The sequence below is a fragment of the Pontiella agarivorans genome, assembly GCF_034531395.1.
GTDB classification, from domain to species: domain Bacteria; phylum Verrucomicrobiota; class Kiritimatiellia; order Kiritimatiellales; family Pontiellaceae; genus Pontiella; species Pontiella agarivorans.
In genome coordinates this window covers 125,392-142,646 of the sequence record NZ_JARVCO010000006.1, presented here as the reverse complement: position 1 = coordinate 142,646, position 17,255 = coordinate 125,392, and the positions used below count along the sequence as shown (strand labels likewise).

Sequence of the window (17,255 nt, the reverse complement as noted above, 5' to 3'; positions counted from 1 at the left end):
TATACACCTATAAATTTGTAAGTATATGCAAAAGAACCTTGTAAATATTGGCTATTCCACGTGTCCGAACGACACATTCATCTTTTTCAAGCTGGCGAAACAGGCGGATATTTGTACGCATTTGCACGATGTCGAAACGCTGAATGAGTGGGCTTTCGAAGAAAAGCTCGATGTAACGAAGCTGTCGTATCACGCCTGGCTGCTGGTGCAGGAACAGTATGAACTGCTGCAGTGCGGTTCGGCGCTGGGGCGCGGTTGCGGGCCGCTGGTGATTTCAAAAAACGGTAAACCTCTGACGGAGGAATCGGTCATTGCGGTGCCCGGAAAATACACCACGGCGCACCTGCTGCTGCGGCTGTGGAATCCGAAGCTGAAAAACCGGAACTTCATGCCCTTTGATCAGATTATGGATGCGGTGGAATCGGGGAAGGCCGACGCCGGCGTCATTATCCACGAGGGGCGCTTTGTTTATGAGGAGCAGGGGTTCCAATGTCTGGAAGATCTGGGCGACTGGTGGGAAAGTACAACCGGACAGCCGATTCCGCTGGGCTGCATCGCGGCGCACAAACGGCTGGGACCGGCAAAAATTGCGGAGATCGAACAGCGGCTCAAAGCATCCATACAGCACGCGTTTGATGATCCGGAATCGACGAAAGACTATGTCAAAGAGCACGCGCAGGAGCTTGCCGATGAGGTGACGACGGAGCACATTAAAACCTATGTAAATGATTTTACGCTCGATCTCGGCGACGAGGGCCGGGCGGCGATTGAGGCCTTGCAGAAGATGGCGAAGGAAGCCGGTATTATTTAGTGGAGGGACGGGCTCTGTCCCGTCCTAAGCACCGTAAGGACAGGGCTGCAGGGGCATCTCTCCGGATTTTATGGAACAGCGAAATAAATTTTATGATCGAAGACGTCCGGCTCATCAATCGACCGTCGATAGATTTAATTCGTCGCGGATCATTTTTCTAACGGTGTGTGCTGAAAAACGTAAGCCGATTTTCGCCGGTGAACAGGCGCATAGACATATATTGGCATCATGGATAAAAGCTGATGCCTGGGTTGTCGGTCGATACATGATCATGCCCGATCATATTCATTTGTTCTGTTCGCCCGTGGGGATGGAATACCCTTCGTTAAAAACCTGGGTGAACTACTGGAAATCGCTTTCAGCACGAACCTGGCCGGAGAAACATGTCGGGAAAGTGTGGCAGAGGGATTTTTGGGATACCCGGTTGCGAAAAGGTGACAGCTATACTGAAAAGTGGAACTATGTTGAAAATAATCCTGTTCGTGCAGGTTTGGTAACTGAGGCTGACTTTTGGCCATATCAAGGAGAGATTTGTGGATTGCAATGGCATGAATAAATGGAGAGGCGGAAGATTGCTTTTCCGGGTGAATGCATGTTCGGTCCCGACCGATTCACCGACAGGACGACACAGAGGTCGTCCCTCCAGCCGGAGGTGGTTCCAATGATTGGAATTCATTTTGCGACGCCGATGGAGGCGCAGCCTTTTTTGGATCGGGGTGTGCCGGACGGATGTACGGTGGAGATTTCTGAGGAGATGGGGCTTGAGGCGGCCCGGATTTCCACGGAAAAGCTGGTGGAACAGGGTTGCACGACGATCATCAATGCCGGGGTCTGCGGTGCGTTGAACAACCGGCTGGAACGCGGCGGCGTTTATCGGGTTTCCATGGTCAGTATGGAAGAGCTTAAAGCGGCGGTAAATGTCGGCGTAGGCATCGGCCTGAAACGGCTGGTGAGTGTTCAGGAACCGGTCTTTCAGCCGGAGCGGAAAAAGGAACTTTCAAAATACGGCGAGCTGGTCGATATGGAAGGCTATGCGGTCGCCCGCGTCTGCGAGGCCCATGATATTCCCTGTATTCTGCTGAAGGGTGTGACGGATTTCGGCGATGGAAACGGGAAGGAAGATATTCAGAAGCACATCGCGCCGGTTTCGGAAACGGTGGCGGATGCGGTTTTCCAATGTCTGGAAGGGCTTCAGCGCGAAGAGGGGGAAACGGAGCAGGATGCTCCGTCTACGTTCTGGCAGAAAATTCATTCCTTCACCAAAGTCGAACACACGGTGTTCAGTCTGCCGCTGCTGTTTGCCGGTGCGTGGATCGGGGCGGCGGGCATGCCGTCGATCAAAGCATTATTGCTGATTGCTCTGGCCGGTGTGGGGGCGCGGACGTTCGGTATGGCGGTGAACCGCATCTTCGACCGAAACATTGATGCCGAAAATCCGCGGACCAAAAACCGCGAGCTGGCCAGCGGTGCGCTTTCGATGGCGCAGGGGTGGGGCGTGGCGATTACGGGGCTGGTGCTCTATTTTCTTGCCTGCTTTCTGCTGGGATCGACCGTACTGAAGCTGTCGTTGTTTCCCTTGATTCCGTTGGCGCTCTATTCGCTGCTGAAACGGTTTACGCCGCTGTGCCATTACGGGATCGGGGTCTGCCTGGCGGTGGCGCCGCTGGCGGCATATATTGCGGTCACTAATTCGGTTGATTTTCCTTCTCCGCTTATTCTGCTGGCGCTGTTTGCCTTTTTCTGGATCAGCGGGTTCGATATTATCTATGCGTTGATGGATATCGAATTCGACCGTGCGCACGGGGTGCGTTCGGTACCGGCGGCGCTGGGGGAACGCGGGGCCCTGCTGGTGGCGGCGGTGACGCATATGATTTCGTTTGCGCTGCTGGTGCTGCTCTGGATGAGTGTCGGCGGCGTTGCGTCGTTCGTGGCGCTATTGGTTGCATTCGTTGCATTCGGCGCGGCCTACTTGCCATGCATTCCGATTCCCGTTAGATTTTTCCCGATCTCAGCCATTGCCGGAATTTCCGGTGCACTGGTTGTTTTGCTGGGTGTATAGGTTGCCAACGGATTAATGTAAATGGGATGAGTTATAGGAGCTTTTAATCCGGTTTACATAAATCCGTTGGTCTTTCATTGGAGTTGAATTGACATGAAACTGGTTGTTGCCATGACAGGGGCGTCGGGGGCGCTGGCTACGAAACTGCTGATTGAAAAATCGCAGTGGCCGGTAACGCTCGTCGCGAGCCGTATGGGCCGCTATGTGTATGAGCAGGAGGCCGGACCGTTTGAGGCGCTTGAAGCGCTGGCTTCCGAGGTCTGGAAAGACGGCGATCTGAGTGCCACGATTGCTTCCGGATCGGTTCCAACCATCGGAATGGTGATTATGCCGTGCTCGGCGAATACGCTGGGCAAGGTGGCGTCCGGGATTGCCGATTCGCTGGTGACCCGTGCGGCGCATTGTCAGCTGAAAGAGGGGCGCAAGGTGGTGCTCTGTATCCGTGAAGCGCCGTGGACGCTGATTAATACGCAGAATGCGGTGCGGGTGGCCGAGGCCGGGGGAACGATTATGCCGATGTCGCCGCCGTATTATATGGCGAAAGATCGCGACCCGAACACCGTGTCAATGGTTGATATGCTGGGCTGCTACTGCGATCACGTGCTGTCTCTGTTCGGGCAGGCCGCGCCGAAAACCTGGGAAGACATTCGATAGGGATGGACAACGAATGAATGGAAAGCTGCGAATCCAATACGACCTAACTATTCGTTGCTTTCCCTTCATTCGTTGTTAACATTTTTAAATGACTAAGCATTCTACAGAACGGGACACCCTGATTTCCGCAGAGGAAAATCGCGAGATGTTTGACCGCATTGCGAAAAATTATGATGTGGCCAACCGGGCGATTTCCATGGGGATGGATAAGGGCTGGCGGAAAAAGACGGTACAGCTGCTCAAGCCGTTTCGCGGCGGGCGTTATCTCGATATCGGCACCGGAACCGGGGATCTGGTGTTTGAGATTCTCGACCAGTCAGCCAATGTGCTGATTGACGGGATTGATCCGTCGGAGCAGATGCTGGCGATTGCAAAGGACAAGGCGCAAAAAAAGAAGGTGGGCGATTCGGTCTCTTTTTTTGCGGCCGATGCGCTGGAGCTGCCGATGGAAGGCGAGACTTATGACGGGATTGTTTCGGGGTTCTGTTTCCGTAATATAGAGCGGCGCCAAAAGGCGCTGGAGGAAATGCGGCGCGTGTTGAAGCCCGGCGGTATACTGGTGATTCTGGAGGCGACTTATCCCGATAAAGCGTGGGTGCGTCTCGGCTATAAATTGTATACGCCGCTGGTTCCCATGATTGGAAAAATCCTTGGGGGCGGTTCGGCATACAAATATCTGATGGATTCAATTGAAGATTTTCCGAAGCCGGATACCGTGACGGACATGTTCAGCGCGGCCGGTTATTCGAAGGTGCAGTGCAGCCCCATGACGATGGGCACCGTGTGTATATTCTCCGGGAAGAAATGAGAGCAACGAGCCGAGGGAATGTAACGAATCCAGTGCTGCCGGATTAATCGTTGCTTTTCGATCCTTCGTTGTCAGTAAGAAGTATGAACGATAAAGATAAATTTGTTTTTGCAGGTGCACCGTACAGCAATTCCGCACCGCTGGTGGATAAATTGACGGATGTGGATGAGCGAGTGAAGGTGATCAATGATCATCCGGCATGTCTGGTTCGAGATTTGAAATCCGGAAAATGCGATGTGGCATTGATTCCGGTAGCGCACTATTTTGCACATCCCGAGCTGAAGATGATTGAAGGGCTGGGCGTTGCGGCGGATGGTCCGGTGCAGAGTGTGCTGCTGAAATGCAATAAGAAGATGGGGCAGATCAAAACGATTGCACGGGATCCCGCGTCGGCGACCTCAAATGCGCTGGCCGAACTGCTGATGACCAAATACTTCAAGCAGAACATCGAGATGCATGATTTCCAGACGCTGGAAAAGCCGGATGCGGCGGTGGTGATCGGCGACCGCGCCCTTTGTGCGGATCCGGCACCGGCCGGGGATATTGATCTGGCTGAAGCCTGGCAGAAATGGACGAAACTGCCCTTTGTGTTTGCGGTGTGGGCCGTGCGCAAGGATTTTGAGTATTATGACGACGTATCGGAAATTGCCCATAAATCCTATGCCGCCGGATTCCGCGATATGGAGGCCATTGCGGAACGGTATGCCGGAAAACTGGGCGGTGCACTGGAATTCTGGCTCGATTATCTGGATAACTCCATCCACTACAAGCTGGATGCGCAGGATCTGGAAGGCATGAATCGTTTCCGCAAGCTGTTGAGCCGCTGATTCATTACTTGCAGAATCCGGTTAAGAATTATTGTGGCCAAATCCGTAAAAGGTGGTAACCTTACTCAAATTGGAGAGAGATGGTGCGGAGTTGTTTACTTATTATTTCAGCGGCTTTTGCCGCGTGTTCGGTTCAGGCCCTGGAAGTTCCGGTTGGTACCACCAATCATTCCGAGGGGTATCTGGTCATTTCGCCGTATTCCAACGATAATCAGTTGTTGGTGCAGGGTACTCTGGAGGCAACGGGGCTGGTCGTCGGGGACAACTGTTACGACTCCGTGGCCATCGTCGCCGGCGGTGCTGTTTCTGTGAACAAAGTATACGTCGGGAGTTCCTCGCGCGGCTGTGAATTGCTGGTACATAATGGCGGCGTGCTGACAGCGTCCGCCTTCAGTCTGTACGGTGATGCGACGCAGGGGGTTGCATACCCCACGTTGCGCAATTCGGTAACGGTTACCGGTGCCGGGTCGCTGCTGAATATTACGGACCAGCTCACGGTGTGGTCGCCGGATGCCCCGGGTGAGCCGGGGCAGTTTGAGGAGCCCCGCGAAATTCCGGCCTATCTGCGTGTATCGTCCGGCGGTGAAGTCCGCGCCGGATCTCTTTCGGTGACCAACGGCAGCTGGGTATCCGTTGAATCGGGCGGAACGCTGACGGTTGAATCCGACCTCAATGCCTCCGAAGATAATCTTTATCTGCATTCCGGCAGCTCGCTGACTGTCGGGGGGACCCTGAGCGGGCTTGATGTGGTGGGGGATGGCTGCATGGTTGAGGCGGGTCATGTCATAGGAAATCTTCTCGTTAATGGATATTTTTCAATGGGTTCGGAGGATGGTGTTGTGGATGGTGATCTGATGCTCACCGATGAAGGAACGCTTGATATTCGTGCCGCAAGCACACTGACCGTTACCGGAGATATGACGCTGGATGGCCAGCTGAATGTTATATTTGAAGAGTTTGAAATTCCGGAATATGGGGATTTTGTCCAGCTGTTCGAAATTCAGGGCAGTGTTTCCGGGGCATTCGATTCGGTGACTCCGCTCGCGGTGGACGGACTGGAATGGGACACGTCGGAGCTCTACACCACCGGAACGCTGCAGGTTATACCGGAACCGTCCACACTTGCTTTGATGGGGTTGTCGGCAGGGCTGGTGGTTATGTATCGCCGGGCCACGGCGCATCGGTCGTAACGGTTATCTTTCTCGGGATCGTCAGTACGAGCTTGTCGGCTCTGATTCGAAATAGAAATAGTTGTGTTCCGCCAGTTTAGATCCATATTCTTCAATTTCACCGGCGGCATAGTTCATTCGGGCGGCGAGCCGTTCGAAGGCGTTGCGCAGGAAACCGGTCAGCTCCTTCTGTTCAGCAAGAAACTGCATCTGGTGCGCCCGGTTCCGGCAGGCCTCGGAAAGATCTTCCGCACTGTCAAACATATCGCGCCGGATTGATTTATTGACGTTGTTGAGTTCGCGCTGGGTGAGGCGCTTGTCCATGGTACGTTCAATTCGGTTAATCATGCGGTTGTGTTCATCGGCCCACTTGCGCAGTCCGGCATCGCGGTGGTCTTCGAAGGACATGCGGCTGAAGGGATTCCCGTACCAGATGGTGGCGGCGTCGAAAATCGAGTCGATGAGCCGCTCGTTCCGGATGTAGAGTTTTCCGTATTTTTCGTTATACTTTTTCCAGTTCACCGCGCCCCATTGTTCATCCGTCAGACGGTAGCAGAAGCGGCGGGTCACCGTTTCATCATCTTTATCGGTTTTCCAGCTGACATAGCTGGCGATACCGATGACCTCCTGATCGAGATTGAGCACCGGGCTGCCGCTGTTTCCCGAGACAAAGTCGGCACTGACCTCCACTTTGTCGGGGGTGATGCCGGTAACTTTTCCGTAGAGTTCGGTCGCCACGCCGCCGCCTTCGCTGTTGCCGAAGACGCCGACCGGATCCTCCTTCTGCATGGATTCGGAAACGCGCAGTCCTTCGGTGTCCTGCAACAGCAGGCGGGCAATGTCGCGCCGTGCCGCGAGCTCAACGCTACGGGGGCGCAGCAGCCGACCCGTTGCGGTTTTAAAGGAAATCGTTTCGGCTCCGAGAATGACGTGCTGATTGGTGAAAAGGTAGGTTTTTCCATCGAGGGTGGCCACAAAGCCGCTGCCCGAACTGCGACCCTGCGGGCCGGAGCACGAAACCGTGACCAGTTGCTCGGCGATATCATTAAAGGAATAACTGAACCGGCCCTTGATTTCCTGTTCCAGCGCCAGCCGCTCTTCCAGAGCTTCCTGCTTTTCCAGTTCGGTTTCTTCGTCGGTTTTTCCTTCTGCAAAAGACGATGAGATGCCGAGCAGGGCCAATGTGCAGAAAAGACGGGGGAGTATGTTGAGGGGCATCGTTTTTCCTCGGGTCGGATTAATTGCTGAAGGTATGAATGGTGTCGCCGCGTCGCTTGATATATTTGACGGCAAAGTCGAGTGCGGCGGCCTGGGCCGAAAATTCGTTGCGCAGAAAGCCGGTCAGTTCCCGGCTGCCTTCCAGCAATTGAAGCTGTCGCGCACGCGATGCGCAGATTTCGGACAGGCCCTGCAGGCTTTCGGCATACGCCGAATATTTCTGCCGTTTATTGCTGTTGTTCACGATCTTTTCCATAACGGCATTGTGCGAGCTGACCCAGGTGTTGAGTCCGCGGTCCGGTCCGGATTCGAGCGAAACCGTTTTAAAGGGTTCATTCTGCCAATCCACCAGAATGTCAAACGTGTTATTAATCAGCGCTTCGCTTTGACGATAGGGCTTTCCGAACATTGTATTGAATCGTTTCCAGTTAACCGTCTGCCAGTCGACGCGGTTGAAGCGCTGGCAGAATCGACGCGTACGATCCTCAAATTTGGTTCCCTCTTTCATGGCATGGCTGCGCGATTCGCGCACATGGCTGGCCATGCCGATCACAGCGCCGTCGGCATTCAGTACGGGGGCTCCGCCGTTTTCCCGGGTGAATTCAGCCGTGGTTTCAATCAGGTCGGCTCCGACCCCGTTAATACGCCCGAAATATTCAGTCGGGGTTCCTTTTTCGTTTCCGAAAACCGCGACCGCTTCGTCCATGGATGCATCGGAAGAAAGGGGGAATGCGGCATCGGTATCCACCTCAAAGCGGGCCAGGTTCCGAACCTTGGAAAGCTCAATTCCACGCGGTCGAAGGGGCTGTCCATCGGCCGTTTTGCAAGTAATGCGATCCGCCCCGAGAATGACGTGCTGATTCGTAAAAATATATTTTTTGCCGTTCAGCTCCGCCACAAAACCACTGCCGAACCAGGATTCCGTCCGGGTGCTGCAGGTGAGCACCGCAAGCCGGTTGGCCAGCTGGTCCGCCGAAAAGTCGAAATCATCGGCCGTAACGTTTTCCGCAAACACGGCATTGCCCGGAAGCAAAGCGGCTCCGCAGATTACGCTTTGGATGAAGGCTCGTTTTTGAAGTTTCATACATCACATCCCGTTGCTGTAATCTTTTCCGGTGGACCGGCGGCAGGCCCTGCCGACTGCGGCCTGCGTTAACGTCTCGGCCACTCTTAATTGTTATACGTTTCCTTTGTTGTTCCGGAAAGAAATTTAGAAAAACAAATCGAGTAAGAGGCTTTTGCACTGGTGAAGAACCGTTGAATCCGATACTTCTTTTTTTCTTCCGGAGACGGTGGAGAAAACGGTCGGGCGGATTCGGCGGGCCGTATTGGAATTTATGCTGCTTGATTTAACCATACTCATTTTCAGTGCCGCGGTCATTGTGGCCGCGGTCCGCTTTCTGCTCGTTCCAGGCATTGGAAGAATCGGGGCCGCACTGCAATTCACCAACAAATTACGCGGTCAGATTATCGGCTATGCCACCAGTGTCCCGGAATTCACCGTTCTGACTGCCGGAGCGCTCAACGGCGTATTCAATGCCGGAATGTGGAATATCGCCTCATCCAACGTTATCAACTGGGTGCTGTTTCTGATCACCGTTTTTGTTCTGCGGCAGCAGCCCGACCTCAAACATCGGGGATTTATCGATGAGCATGTTTTCGGTATTCTTTCGGTTGTCATTCCGCTGGCGATGTTTGCCGTCGGCATCGGCACAGGGATGGGAACGGCCATCGGGCTGCTGGCTTTTTTTGTTTTTTACAAAGTGATGGATAAGCGCCTGAATAAAACCGGTAAAGTGGCCCCGCTGCCGCCCGGAGCGGAAAACGGCACCGTATGGGGCGGGGGGCTGATGCTGATTTTCGGGGTCGCCGCCATTCTGGTTGCCGGGCGCTTTCTTGGAATCAGCGCCGGGGCACTGGTCATACAGCTGAGCGTACCCGCCTGGGCCGTCGGCTGGATTCTCGGGCTCGTTACCTCCGTCTGCGAACTGAGCTCATTCATCGAAATCTATCGCATCCATAAACCGCAGGATTCACCGACGCACATCAAGGATACCCAGGAAGCCCTTGATGCCCTCGTCGCCTCCAATATCGCCAACCTCGGTCTTATTCTTCCATTGGGGATGATGATCTATTTAGCGGTGAGCTGAGTGATCAGTCGCGCGCGGAGGCGCAGGGAGCGCAGAGAAAACCTGAATATACTTATAAAGCGGTCGGACGGCTACTTCGTGTTCACAGTGTCTCTGCGCGGGAATAAATCCATCTGCCAGGCAATGACGGCCGCGCCGAGGATCATAAGCGCCGAATAAAACTGCCCCTTCGTGATCCAGGCGATGAAAAATTCACCGTCGTCCGGCTCGCGGAAAAATTCCATGGCGATGCGGGCGAGGGCATAGAGTACAAGATAGGCCGCACTCAGCGCGCCCGGCCGCTTTCCCCATGAAGTTCTGCGCAGCAGCAACATCATACCGAAAACCAGGAAGCCCTCTGTAAAGGCCTGATAAAGCTGCGACGGATGCCGGGGCTGCAGCTCGCCGGCCTCCACCAGCTTTCCAATCATTGGAAGATCATACTGGCCGTATTGCAGGCCGCGTTCCTGCGGAAAAATCACCGCCCATTTTACATGGGTAATCCGGCCCCACAGCTCCCCGTTGATAAAGTTGGCCAGACGCCCGAAGGCAAAGCCCAGCGAGGTTGTGACGGCCATATTGTCAGTGAGGTTCCAGAACGAATGCCGGTTTTTACGCGCATACCATAAAATAAACAGAATCACGCCGATGAAGCCGCCATGGCTGGACATGCCGCCTTTCCAGACCTGCACCAGATAGAGCGGATGGTTCAGAAATTCACCGAAATTATAAAACAGGATATAGCCGACGCGCCCGCCGATAAACACCCCGAAAAAGGCCAGCAGTACCACAAAATTGCTGACCTCTTTTTCCGGCACTTCAAAGTCGCCCCGTTTTGAGCCGTGCCGCAGCAGCAGGATACAGGCAATAAAACCCAGCAGATACGAAATGCCGTACCACCGCACCGCCAGCGCCCCCGGCAGTTCCAGCACAATGGGATTAATGTTGTGGATATAGTAGTTCATGCGGCAACAGAAAAACGGGTCTACCGGGCTTCCCGTTTGCGGACCATTTCGATATCCGTGGCCAGTTTCGGGGTCAGCCAGAATTTTGACATATAGCTGATATCCGCAGGCAGCCCGGAGAGGTTATCCAGCACTTTTTCATTATCGCGTGTGATGTAGGTGGTCAGCAGTAATACGCGTTGCCCGGCATAGCCTGAGACCTCAACATGACTGCTTTGAATACCGAGATTTTCAACCCATTTTTTCAGGTTCACCGCGCTGAGCTCTTTGTCGGCTTTCCCGGTTGTGAAAACAAACAACTGAGGCTGACTGGAGGGCAGGTCCCGGTATTGTTCGGAATCAGCCGGTTTTTTCTTCATCAGGTCGGTGTAGATTTCATAATAGGCGATAGATGTGCCGGTTTTGAGTTGCTCCTCAATATAAGCCGAAGCGGTATCTTTATTTTTTGACAGGGATTCAATAATTTTTGCGTAGAGTCCTTCCTCCCGGTTCACCGCGGCGGCATCCACCAGTTGCTTTACGAGATTATCGGATTTTTGCACAACTTCGGTCAACCCGCTGAACAGGGCGTTATATCGAACGTCTGCGGAGGGATCTGAAGCCAGTTTTTCCAATGTCTGAAGCGCTTCAGGATTCGGGGCAGGTTGATTCTGAATGTAGTATTCGCCCAGCATTTTGGCAGCAAGGCTGCGGACTGCCGGCGATGTGTCTTCTGCGCAGGCTTTAAAACCCGGAAGATAGGTTTCGTCGACGGCACCTTTTATGCGGTGCTGGGTAATGGTGGAAAGGGCATGCATTTTCATCGGTGTCGGACCGAAGGTCAGTGCTCCCTGGATACTGAGTTTATGCGGTTTCGTAACCGCATTGGTCGTTGCAGCCGGCACCGGCTGGGCATGGGCGGAACAAAGGGAGATTAATAGCGGGGCTGTAAGGCATATCGCTGCAAGTCGATTGTTCATTCAGGGCTCTCCTTGATTAATGAGTCGAAAGATATATGAAATCGGACGGTTAAACTCAAGAGCCATTCAACCGGAGAAGTCGGTCCGGTGCGATTTAAAATATTGGGGACCTGTTAGAGGGCGGAGCAATATTTAACCCATTCCTGCTTGTTGATGGATTAAGCAACAAGATATAACGTCCAGATGAAAATAATCTGTCTTTTGTTCTACTTCTCCGGTATTGCGGCACTCACGTATGAGGTGCTGTGGGTACGACATCTCGGTCACATCTTCGGTAATACGGTTTATGCGGCCACGACTGTCATGATGACCTATATGGTCGGTTTGGCACTCGGTTCGCATTTTTCGGGCAAATGGGCCGGAAAAATAAAACGACCGGTGCGCATGTTCGGCCTGCTGGAGGTCGCCACGGCTGTTTATGCATTGTGTGTTCCGCTGATTTTTCAGCTGATTCAGGCCGTGTATCGGTTTGTGGCGGTGAATGTCTCCGATTCGTTGGCTGTTTTGACCGTGGTGCGCGTTGTGCTGGCTTTGGTGCTGCTGTTAATTCCTACGGCTATGATGGGGGCAACGCTGCCGGTGCTTTCCAAGGGATTTCTGACCCGGGTCGAGCGGTTCGGGTCACGTTTGGGGCTGCTTTACGGGGTGAATACGCTTGGGGCTGTTTCCGGAGTGCTGCTTGGCGGTTTTGTATTCATTCCAAAGCTCGGCATGACGGGGGCCAATATTCTGGCGGTCTGTCTTGACGCCACCGTAGGTCTGGTGGCGATCTGTCTCTCCCGCACGATGGATAAGTCGCCTGAAATTGCCGAGGCCATAAAGCTGGAGGCAAAGAGGACGGTGGATACCTCAAAGAGGGGGGCGGAAGCGAATTGGCTGTTGGTGGCGATTGGAGCCTCCGGATTTCTTTCGCTGGCGTTTGAGGTGGTCTGGTTCCGCGCGCTCATTCTGGTCTTCGGCTCCACAACCTATTCTTTCTCCGCCATGCTGGGTGTTTTCCTGATCGGCCTTTCGGTGGGGGCGATGCTGATCAGCCGTTTTGCCGATAGATCGGCGAATCCGGCGCGGATCTTCGGCTTTGCCGCGATGCTGACCGGGGTTTATTCGCTGGTTTCGCTGGGCTGGTTTACGCTGATGCCGGAATTCCTGCTCGAAAACCTGATGTTGAAAGGGACGCCGGGCTGGGGCCGCATGATCGGTCTTAAATTTGTCATCACCCTCATTTTCCTGTTTGTACCCACTATCCTTTTCGGCGCGTCCTTTACCGCGGCGGTTAAAGCCATACGCGGGGCCATGAATTCCTCGCCGCGTGCGGTGGGTGAAGCAACCATGTTTAATACCATCGGAGCAGCACTCGGGGCGGCCTTCGGCGGATTTGTGCTGCTTCCAAACCTTGGAATGCAGGTGTCGCTGACCGTTCTTGCCTTTCTGATTCTCGGGGTGGGGCTCGCACTCTGCCTGACGACCGGAAAAGGACGGATCACGCAGGTGGTGAGTATCAGTCTGGCCGTAGCTATGGTGGCGTTTTTCATTATCAAACCGCCGGTATGGGATAAAAAGGTGATTGCTTCCGGTCCCTATTTCGGGCCGTGGAACTATATCTCCAACGGGAAGGTTACCATCCGCGAGCAGCTCAGCGGTCACCGGCAACTCTATTATAACGAAGGCATCACTTCCACGATTTCGGTGGTCAAGGATTCCAATGAAGACTTGATGTACTGCAGTCAGGGCAAAGTGGAGGCCGATACGTCCGAACGCAGCATGATGCTGCAGCGTATGATGGGGCACCTTCCGATGCTGTTTCATCCCGATCCGCAGCGGGCTGTGAATATCGGCCTGGGGGCCGGTGTGACGTTCGGGGCAGTCAGCTGCTATCCAGCCGAGCACCTTGAAGTGGTGGAATTTGAACCCAGTGTGGTCAATATTGCCCGGGTCTGGGGGGAACGGAATCATAACGTGATCGATAAACCGAATGTGAAGGTCACGATCAATGACGGCAGGAACCACCTGTTTGTCGGTGGTGAACCGTATGACGTGATTACCTCCGATCCCTTTGAACCGGTTATGGCCGGCGCAGCAAATCTTTATACGGTCGATTTCTTTAAGCTGGCCAAAAGCCGGCTGGCGGAAGGGGGAATCATGGCGCAGTACCTGCCGCTCTATGAATTGTCCTATGAAGACTATTCCATGATCATGCGTTCCTTCGGCGAGGTCTTTCCCGATGCGCTGGTCTTTTTTACCGGCTTCGACTCCATCATGCTCGGCGGTAAAGGCGATGTGGCGCTAAAACTGCCGGTGGCAAAAGAAAAATTTGAAATTCCGGAAGTGCGGCAATCTTTGGCGGATGTCGGATTTACCAAACCCGAAATGCTGCTGAGCATGTATGTGGCGCGGCTCTCCGACGATGTGCATCTGTTTAAAGAGGGGAAGCTGAATACGGATAATCATCCCTATGTCGAATTTTCAGCACCGAAAAGCACCTTCCATTATACACCGGATGAAAACCAGCAGACCCTGCTGGAAAACTATTCGCCGATGCCGGATTTTCTGCTAAAAAGCCTGACCGATGAGCAGAAAAAAATCGTAACCGATTCCCACGAAGCCATGCGCATGACGCTCGAAGCCAATCTGTTCCGGGCGAAGGATGACTATAAAAATAATATCCAGCTGTTGATGAAAGCCGCCGAGCTGGCCCCGGAAAACCCCGTGGTCGCCAATGAGCTGGGATCCAGTCTGCTGATTTCTGCGGCATCCGTTGCAGCCGGCGGGCATCTGCAGCAGGCCATTCTGCAGTATGAACTGGTGCTGAAATATAAACCCGATGAGTTTCTGGCTTATTACAAATTAGCTGAACTGGGCATGCAGGTGCAGGATTATGTGCGCGTTCAGAAATATGTGAATGAAGGACTGCGCAAGTTTCCCGGTGCTCCCATGCTTATGGGGCTGCGCGGGCGGATCAAGGGCACGTTTGGCGATCTCGATGCCGCGATCATTGACCTTAAAACCGCCATTGCTGAGCTGCCGGAATATGTCGCTTTCTGGGTCGATCTCGAGAAGGCACTGCGTGCCCGCGGACTGACTGCCGAAGCGGATCAGGCTCAGCAGAAAATCGCGGAGCTGTCTCGGTAGGGGCGCCCCGGCCTGCAGTGAGCTGCCAAGTTTGGGTATGCGCCGGGTGGGACACCCGGCCTACAGGGAGCTGCCGAATGTGTAGGCCCGGTCCCCGACCGGGCGCCGTGTGGCAGGGAATTTTCTAAGGGTTTTTTAGCAACGATGTTTCGGGTGATGGCCTGGTTGCGGGGGATGCTTTTTGTGTGGTTCGTGTATTTCGTGGTTTATCCGTTGGACTTAACTGAATCCAAACTTGCAAAAATGCCGATATTATGGGTTGATTCATGCGGGTTGCGATGGGGTGGTTCCCTGTTGCGTTCATCTGGAAACGCGGTCGGCCGTTTTGAGGTTTGGTGTTTACGGTCAAAAACGAAGCAAATTCAGGCTGTTTGCAAGTTTTGGACAAATAACATGAAAAATCAGTTGCTGGTCCCCGGTGCCGGGTGTAAAAAGTCTAAACATAAGTGGAATGGGTTCACTTAAAACTAGGAGTAATAAAATGAAAAAAATTATTGCAACAGCAGCGATGGCCGCCTGTGCAGCAGTGGTTACTGCGCAGACCGTTACCAGCGCGAATATTGTCGGGTATACCAAGGTTGAAGCTGTCGGCGGTGAGTTGACTCTAGTAGCTCTCAATTTTGATGCGGGGAGTGCAACTTTGCAGGATTTGCTAGGAACAGATCTTCCAGCCCTTAGTGGTGTTTTTCTCTGGGATAAAGGTACTGGAGCGTATGTTGGTTCGACACTGAATACACGTGGTAGCTGGACTCCCAACCTTACGGTTAATACCGGGGATGCTTTCTGGGTCTCTACAGCGGGTTCTGGAACAAATGAACTTATTTTGAGCGGCGAAGTAATTACTGATGATGTTGTTGTGACGTTACCGGCTGGTATTGTCGCTACTGGGTATGGATATCCTGTTGAAAAAGATTTCAAAGATACTCAGATGGCGTCTGATTTGCCTAGTCTAAGTGGTATTTTTTTGTGGGATGCTGATACGCAAAGTTATGCGGCATGGTCAAAAAATACTCGTGGTTCCTGGGTGGGAACCGGTGATCCCATCCTTGCTCCGAGCGCAGGATTTTGGGTAGACAATGCTGGTTCAGAAGTTGATGTAACCGAACCAGTTCCGTTCACCCCCTAATTTTGACGAGTGGTCAAAAATAAATACAAAGGAGAAAAAATGAAAAAAGCAATTGTGGCTCTTGTAGCTGTTGCAATGGTAGGCGTTGCTAATGCTGATATCTATGCCAACCTGTCTGCTGGTTTTGGTATTTCAGGTGCGGGATCGGCAGGTGGTATTGTGGATGCGATTGATGGTACTACAGTAGTTCTTCAGGTTATTGACGGAGGTGGTGATGGTCTTGACTATGCTGCTCCTGGAGTTATTCAGTATAATGGAGGTTTATTGACTGCAGGAAATGATATTCTGCTAGGAACTCTTACGGCTAATGTCACAGGCGGAGGTGGTGATTACAGTGATTGGGCTGCTACCATTTCTGGCATTGTTCAGTATTCGTACGTTTCTGACGCTTACTTTCGTGTAAGCGGTATCGAGGATGGGGACTGGGTATATGAAGGTTCAGCCGCTTTTGCAGATATCGATACCTCTGACCCGAAGGCTACTCCTGAATTCGTTTTCTTTGATGAGGGTGGTGCTGGCGGTGCTGCCGACGGTTCTGTAACCGTACAGGTCATTCCGGAACCGGCTACGATCGGTCTGATGGGTATTGCAGGACTGGGCATGTTCCTGGCCCGTCGTAAAGCACGTCGCTAATTTTTTAATTAGTACTGTGTATGAAAAGCCGTCCTTTGGGGCGGCTTTTTTTGCGTCTACCCGCGGTCCGTTCTTCGTCGGGGCGCTTTGGTTTTCTGGGAAAGACGGCGATTGCAGCGATGCATTTTTCTTTTGTTGCGATTCCCGGGATCAGCCGGTGCTGAAGAGGGTCTGTCAATGCAGATCTCGCGTGTTGGTCGGATCGGAATGGCCCTGTGTTAAGGATGCTTTCGTGGTTTTCCGTTCGACGGGGCGGGGGGGGGGGTCAGAAGGCATAATCACCTGCGGTACCTTTTGCTGTGTCGCCCGCTTCCGGCGGACTCCGATGCGTCGGGGAAAATGCATTTGTACCGCGGGCGGCCCGCCTGCTCCGTGCAGGGCAAAGCGCGCTTCGCTTCGTGTTATTGCAGGTGGGCTGCGTTTTTTCACGAAGCGGTGTGGCATGTGCTTTTATTGCTCAGCAAGGAGGGCATAAAGTAACACCGTTTTCGGCTCGGTTTTTGTTTTGCATGCACTTCATCGGTCAGTGAGCCGTTTTATCAGGAGTTAAGCCGCAGAGGTCGGTCGGTGTGTGTGGCCCAACCTGAAGTTCGGGTGCACAGGGCGTGTTTTCGGGAAGTATGCCCCGGCCCTCCAGGGCCTAATTCTTAATGACCGTTGTCTGGTGCTTAATGCCCGGTGTCTAAGCCATCACCTGATGCCCGCTGACGCAATTCCGGTCCGCGGCCTCTAAATATCGCTTTTTTAAACTTTCCGCATGACAACGTC

Annotated in this window: 15 protein-coding genes; 11 read left to right on the top strand and 4 right to left on the bottom strand. The window is 53.3% G+C overall.

Annotation, left to right across the window (positions count from 1 at the left end; genetic code table 11):
- Nucleotides 1–25 precede the first annotated feature (25 nt).
- The 7 genes from P9H32_RS04775 to P9H32_RS04745 all read left to right on the top strand — a co-directional run bounded on the left by P9H32_RS04775 (nucleotide 26) and on the right by P9H32_RS04745 (nucleotide 6,349).
- Nucleotides 26–811: a 1,4-dihydroxy-6-naphtoate synthase gene (locus tag P9H32_RS04775; RefSeq protein WP_322607734.1), complete on the top strand. Its 786-nt coding sequence runs from the start codon at nucleotides 26–28 to the stop codon at nucleotides 809–811.
- A gap of 70 nt (nucleotides 812–881) precedes the next feature.
- The gene (locus P9H32_RS04770) at nucleotides 882–1,367 is read left to right on the top strand and encodes an REP-associated tyrosine transposase (RefSeq protein ID WP_322607733.1); all 486 of its coding nucleotides are present in this window, start codon (nucleotides 882–884) and stop codon (nucleotides 1,365–1,367) included.
- Between the two features lie 105 nt (nucleotides 1,368–1,472).
- A complete protein-coding gene (locus P9H32_RS04765; RefSeq protein ID WP_322607732.1) occupies nucleotides 1,473–2,870 on the top strand; it encodes a UbiA-like polyprenyltransferase in 1,398 nt (465 codons plus the stop codon).
- A 93-nt stretch (nucleotides 2,871–2,963) separates the two neighbouring features.
- Nucleotides 2,964–3,524: a UbiX family flavin prenyltransferase gene (locus P9H32_RS04760; RefSeq protein WP_322607731.1), complete on the top strand. Its 561-nt coding sequence runs from the start codon at nucleotides 2,964–2,966 to the stop codon at nucleotides 3,522–3,524.
- 88 nt (nucleotides 3,525–3,612) lie between these two features.
- Nucleotides 3,613–4,332, top strand: a complete 720-nt coding sequence (ubiE, locus tag P9H32_RS04755) for a bifunctional demethylmenaquinone methyltransferase/2-methoxy-6-polyprenyl-1,4-benzoquinol methylase UbiE (RefSeq protein WP_322607730.1) — start codon at nucleotides 3,613–3,615, stop codon at nucleotides 4,330–4,332.
- 83 nt (nucleotides 4,333–4,415) lie between these two features.
- Nucleotides 4,416–5,159 carry a menaquinone biosynthetic enzyme MqnA/MqnD family protein gene (locus P9H32_RS04750; protein WP_322607729.1) on the top strand — a complete coding sequence of 248 codons (744 nt, stop codon included), beginning with the start codon at nucleotides 4,416–4,418 and terminating at the stop codon, nucleotides 5,157–5,159.
- An 80-nt stretch (nucleotides 5,160–5,239) separates the two neighbouring features.
- A complete protein-coding gene (locus P9H32_RS04745; RefSeq protein WP_322607728.1) occupies nucleotides 5,240–6,349 on the top strand; it encodes a PEP-CTERM sorting domain-containing protein in 1,110 nt (369 codons plus the stop codon).
- A gap of 21 nt (nucleotides 6,350–6,370) precedes the next feature.
- Here the strand turns inward: P9H32_RS04745 and P9H32_RS04740 are convergent, their stop codons facing one another.
- On the bottom strand, nucleotides 6,371–7,546 hold the full coding sequence (locus P9H32_RS04740; RefSeq protein WP_322607727.1) for a trypsin-like peptidase domain-containing protein: 1,176 nt from the start codon (nucleotides 7,544–7,546) through the stop codon (nucleotides 6,371–6,373).
- 19 nt (nucleotides 7,547–7,565) lie between these two features.
- Nucleotides 7,566–8,630 (bottom strand): S1 family peptidase, encoded by a 1,065-nt coding sequence (locus tag P9H32_RS04735; protein WP_322607726.1) that lies wholly within the window; start codon nucleotides 8,628–8,630, stop codon nucleotides 7,566–7,568.
- Between the two features lie 208 nt (nucleotides 8,631–8,838).
- On the opposite strand from P9H32_RS04735, the gene P9H32_RS04730 reads away from it, so the two are divergent.
- On the top strand, nucleotides 8,839–9,696 hold the full coding sequence (locus P9H32_RS04730; RefSeq protein WP_322607725.1) for a hypothetical protein: 858 nt from the start codon (nucleotides 8,839–8,841) through the stop codon (nucleotides 9,694–9,696).
- Between the two features lie 71 nt (nucleotides 9,697–9,767).
- Here the strand turns inward: P9H32_RS04730 and lgt are convergent, their stop codons facing one another.
- Together lgt and P9H32_RS04720 are read right to left on the bottom strand one after the other, a co-directional pair.
- On the bottom strand, nucleotides 9,768–10,640 hold the full coding sequence (gene lgt, locus P9H32_RS04725) for a prolipoprotein diacylglyceryl transferase (RefSeq protein ID WP_322607724.1): 873 nt from the start codon (nucleotides 10,638–10,640) through the stop codon (nucleotides 9,768–9,770).
- Nucleotides 10,641–10,660: 20 nt separating this feature from the next.
- On the bottom strand, nucleotides 10,661–11,599 hold the full coding sequence (locus tag P9H32_RS04720) for a HEAT repeat domain-containing protein (protein WP_322607723.1): 939 nt from the start codon (nucleotides 11,597–11,599) through the stop codon (nucleotides 10,661–10,663).
- 183 nt (nucleotides 11,600–11,782) lie between these two features.
- On the opposite strand from P9H32_RS04720, the gene P9H32_RS04715 reads away from it, so the two are divergent.
- The 3 genes from P9H32_RS04715 (at nucleotide 11,783) to P9H32_RS04705 (ending at nucleotide 16,487) form a co-directional block, all read left to right on the top strand.
- Nucleotides 11,783–14,728, top strand: coding sequence for a fused MFS/spermidine synthase (locus P9H32_RS04715; protein WP_322607722.1), 2,946 nt, complete (start codon nucleotides 11,783–11,785; stop codon nucleotides 14,726–14,728).
- Nucleotides 14,729–15,209: 481 nt separating this feature from the next.
- Entirely contained in the window at nucleotides 15,210–15,854 is a 645-nt protein-coding gene (locus P9H32_RS04710; protein ID WP_322607721.1) for a hypothetical protein, read from the top strand.
- 39 nt (nucleotides 15,855–15,893) lie between these two features.
- Nucleotides 15,894–16,487, top strand: a complete 594-nt coding sequence (locus tag P9H32_RS04705) for a PEP-CTERM sorting domain-containing protein (protein ID WP_322607720.1) — start codon at nucleotides 15,894–15,896, stop codon at nucleotides 16,485–16,487.
- Nucleotides 16,488–17,255: the final 768 nt, after the last annotated feature.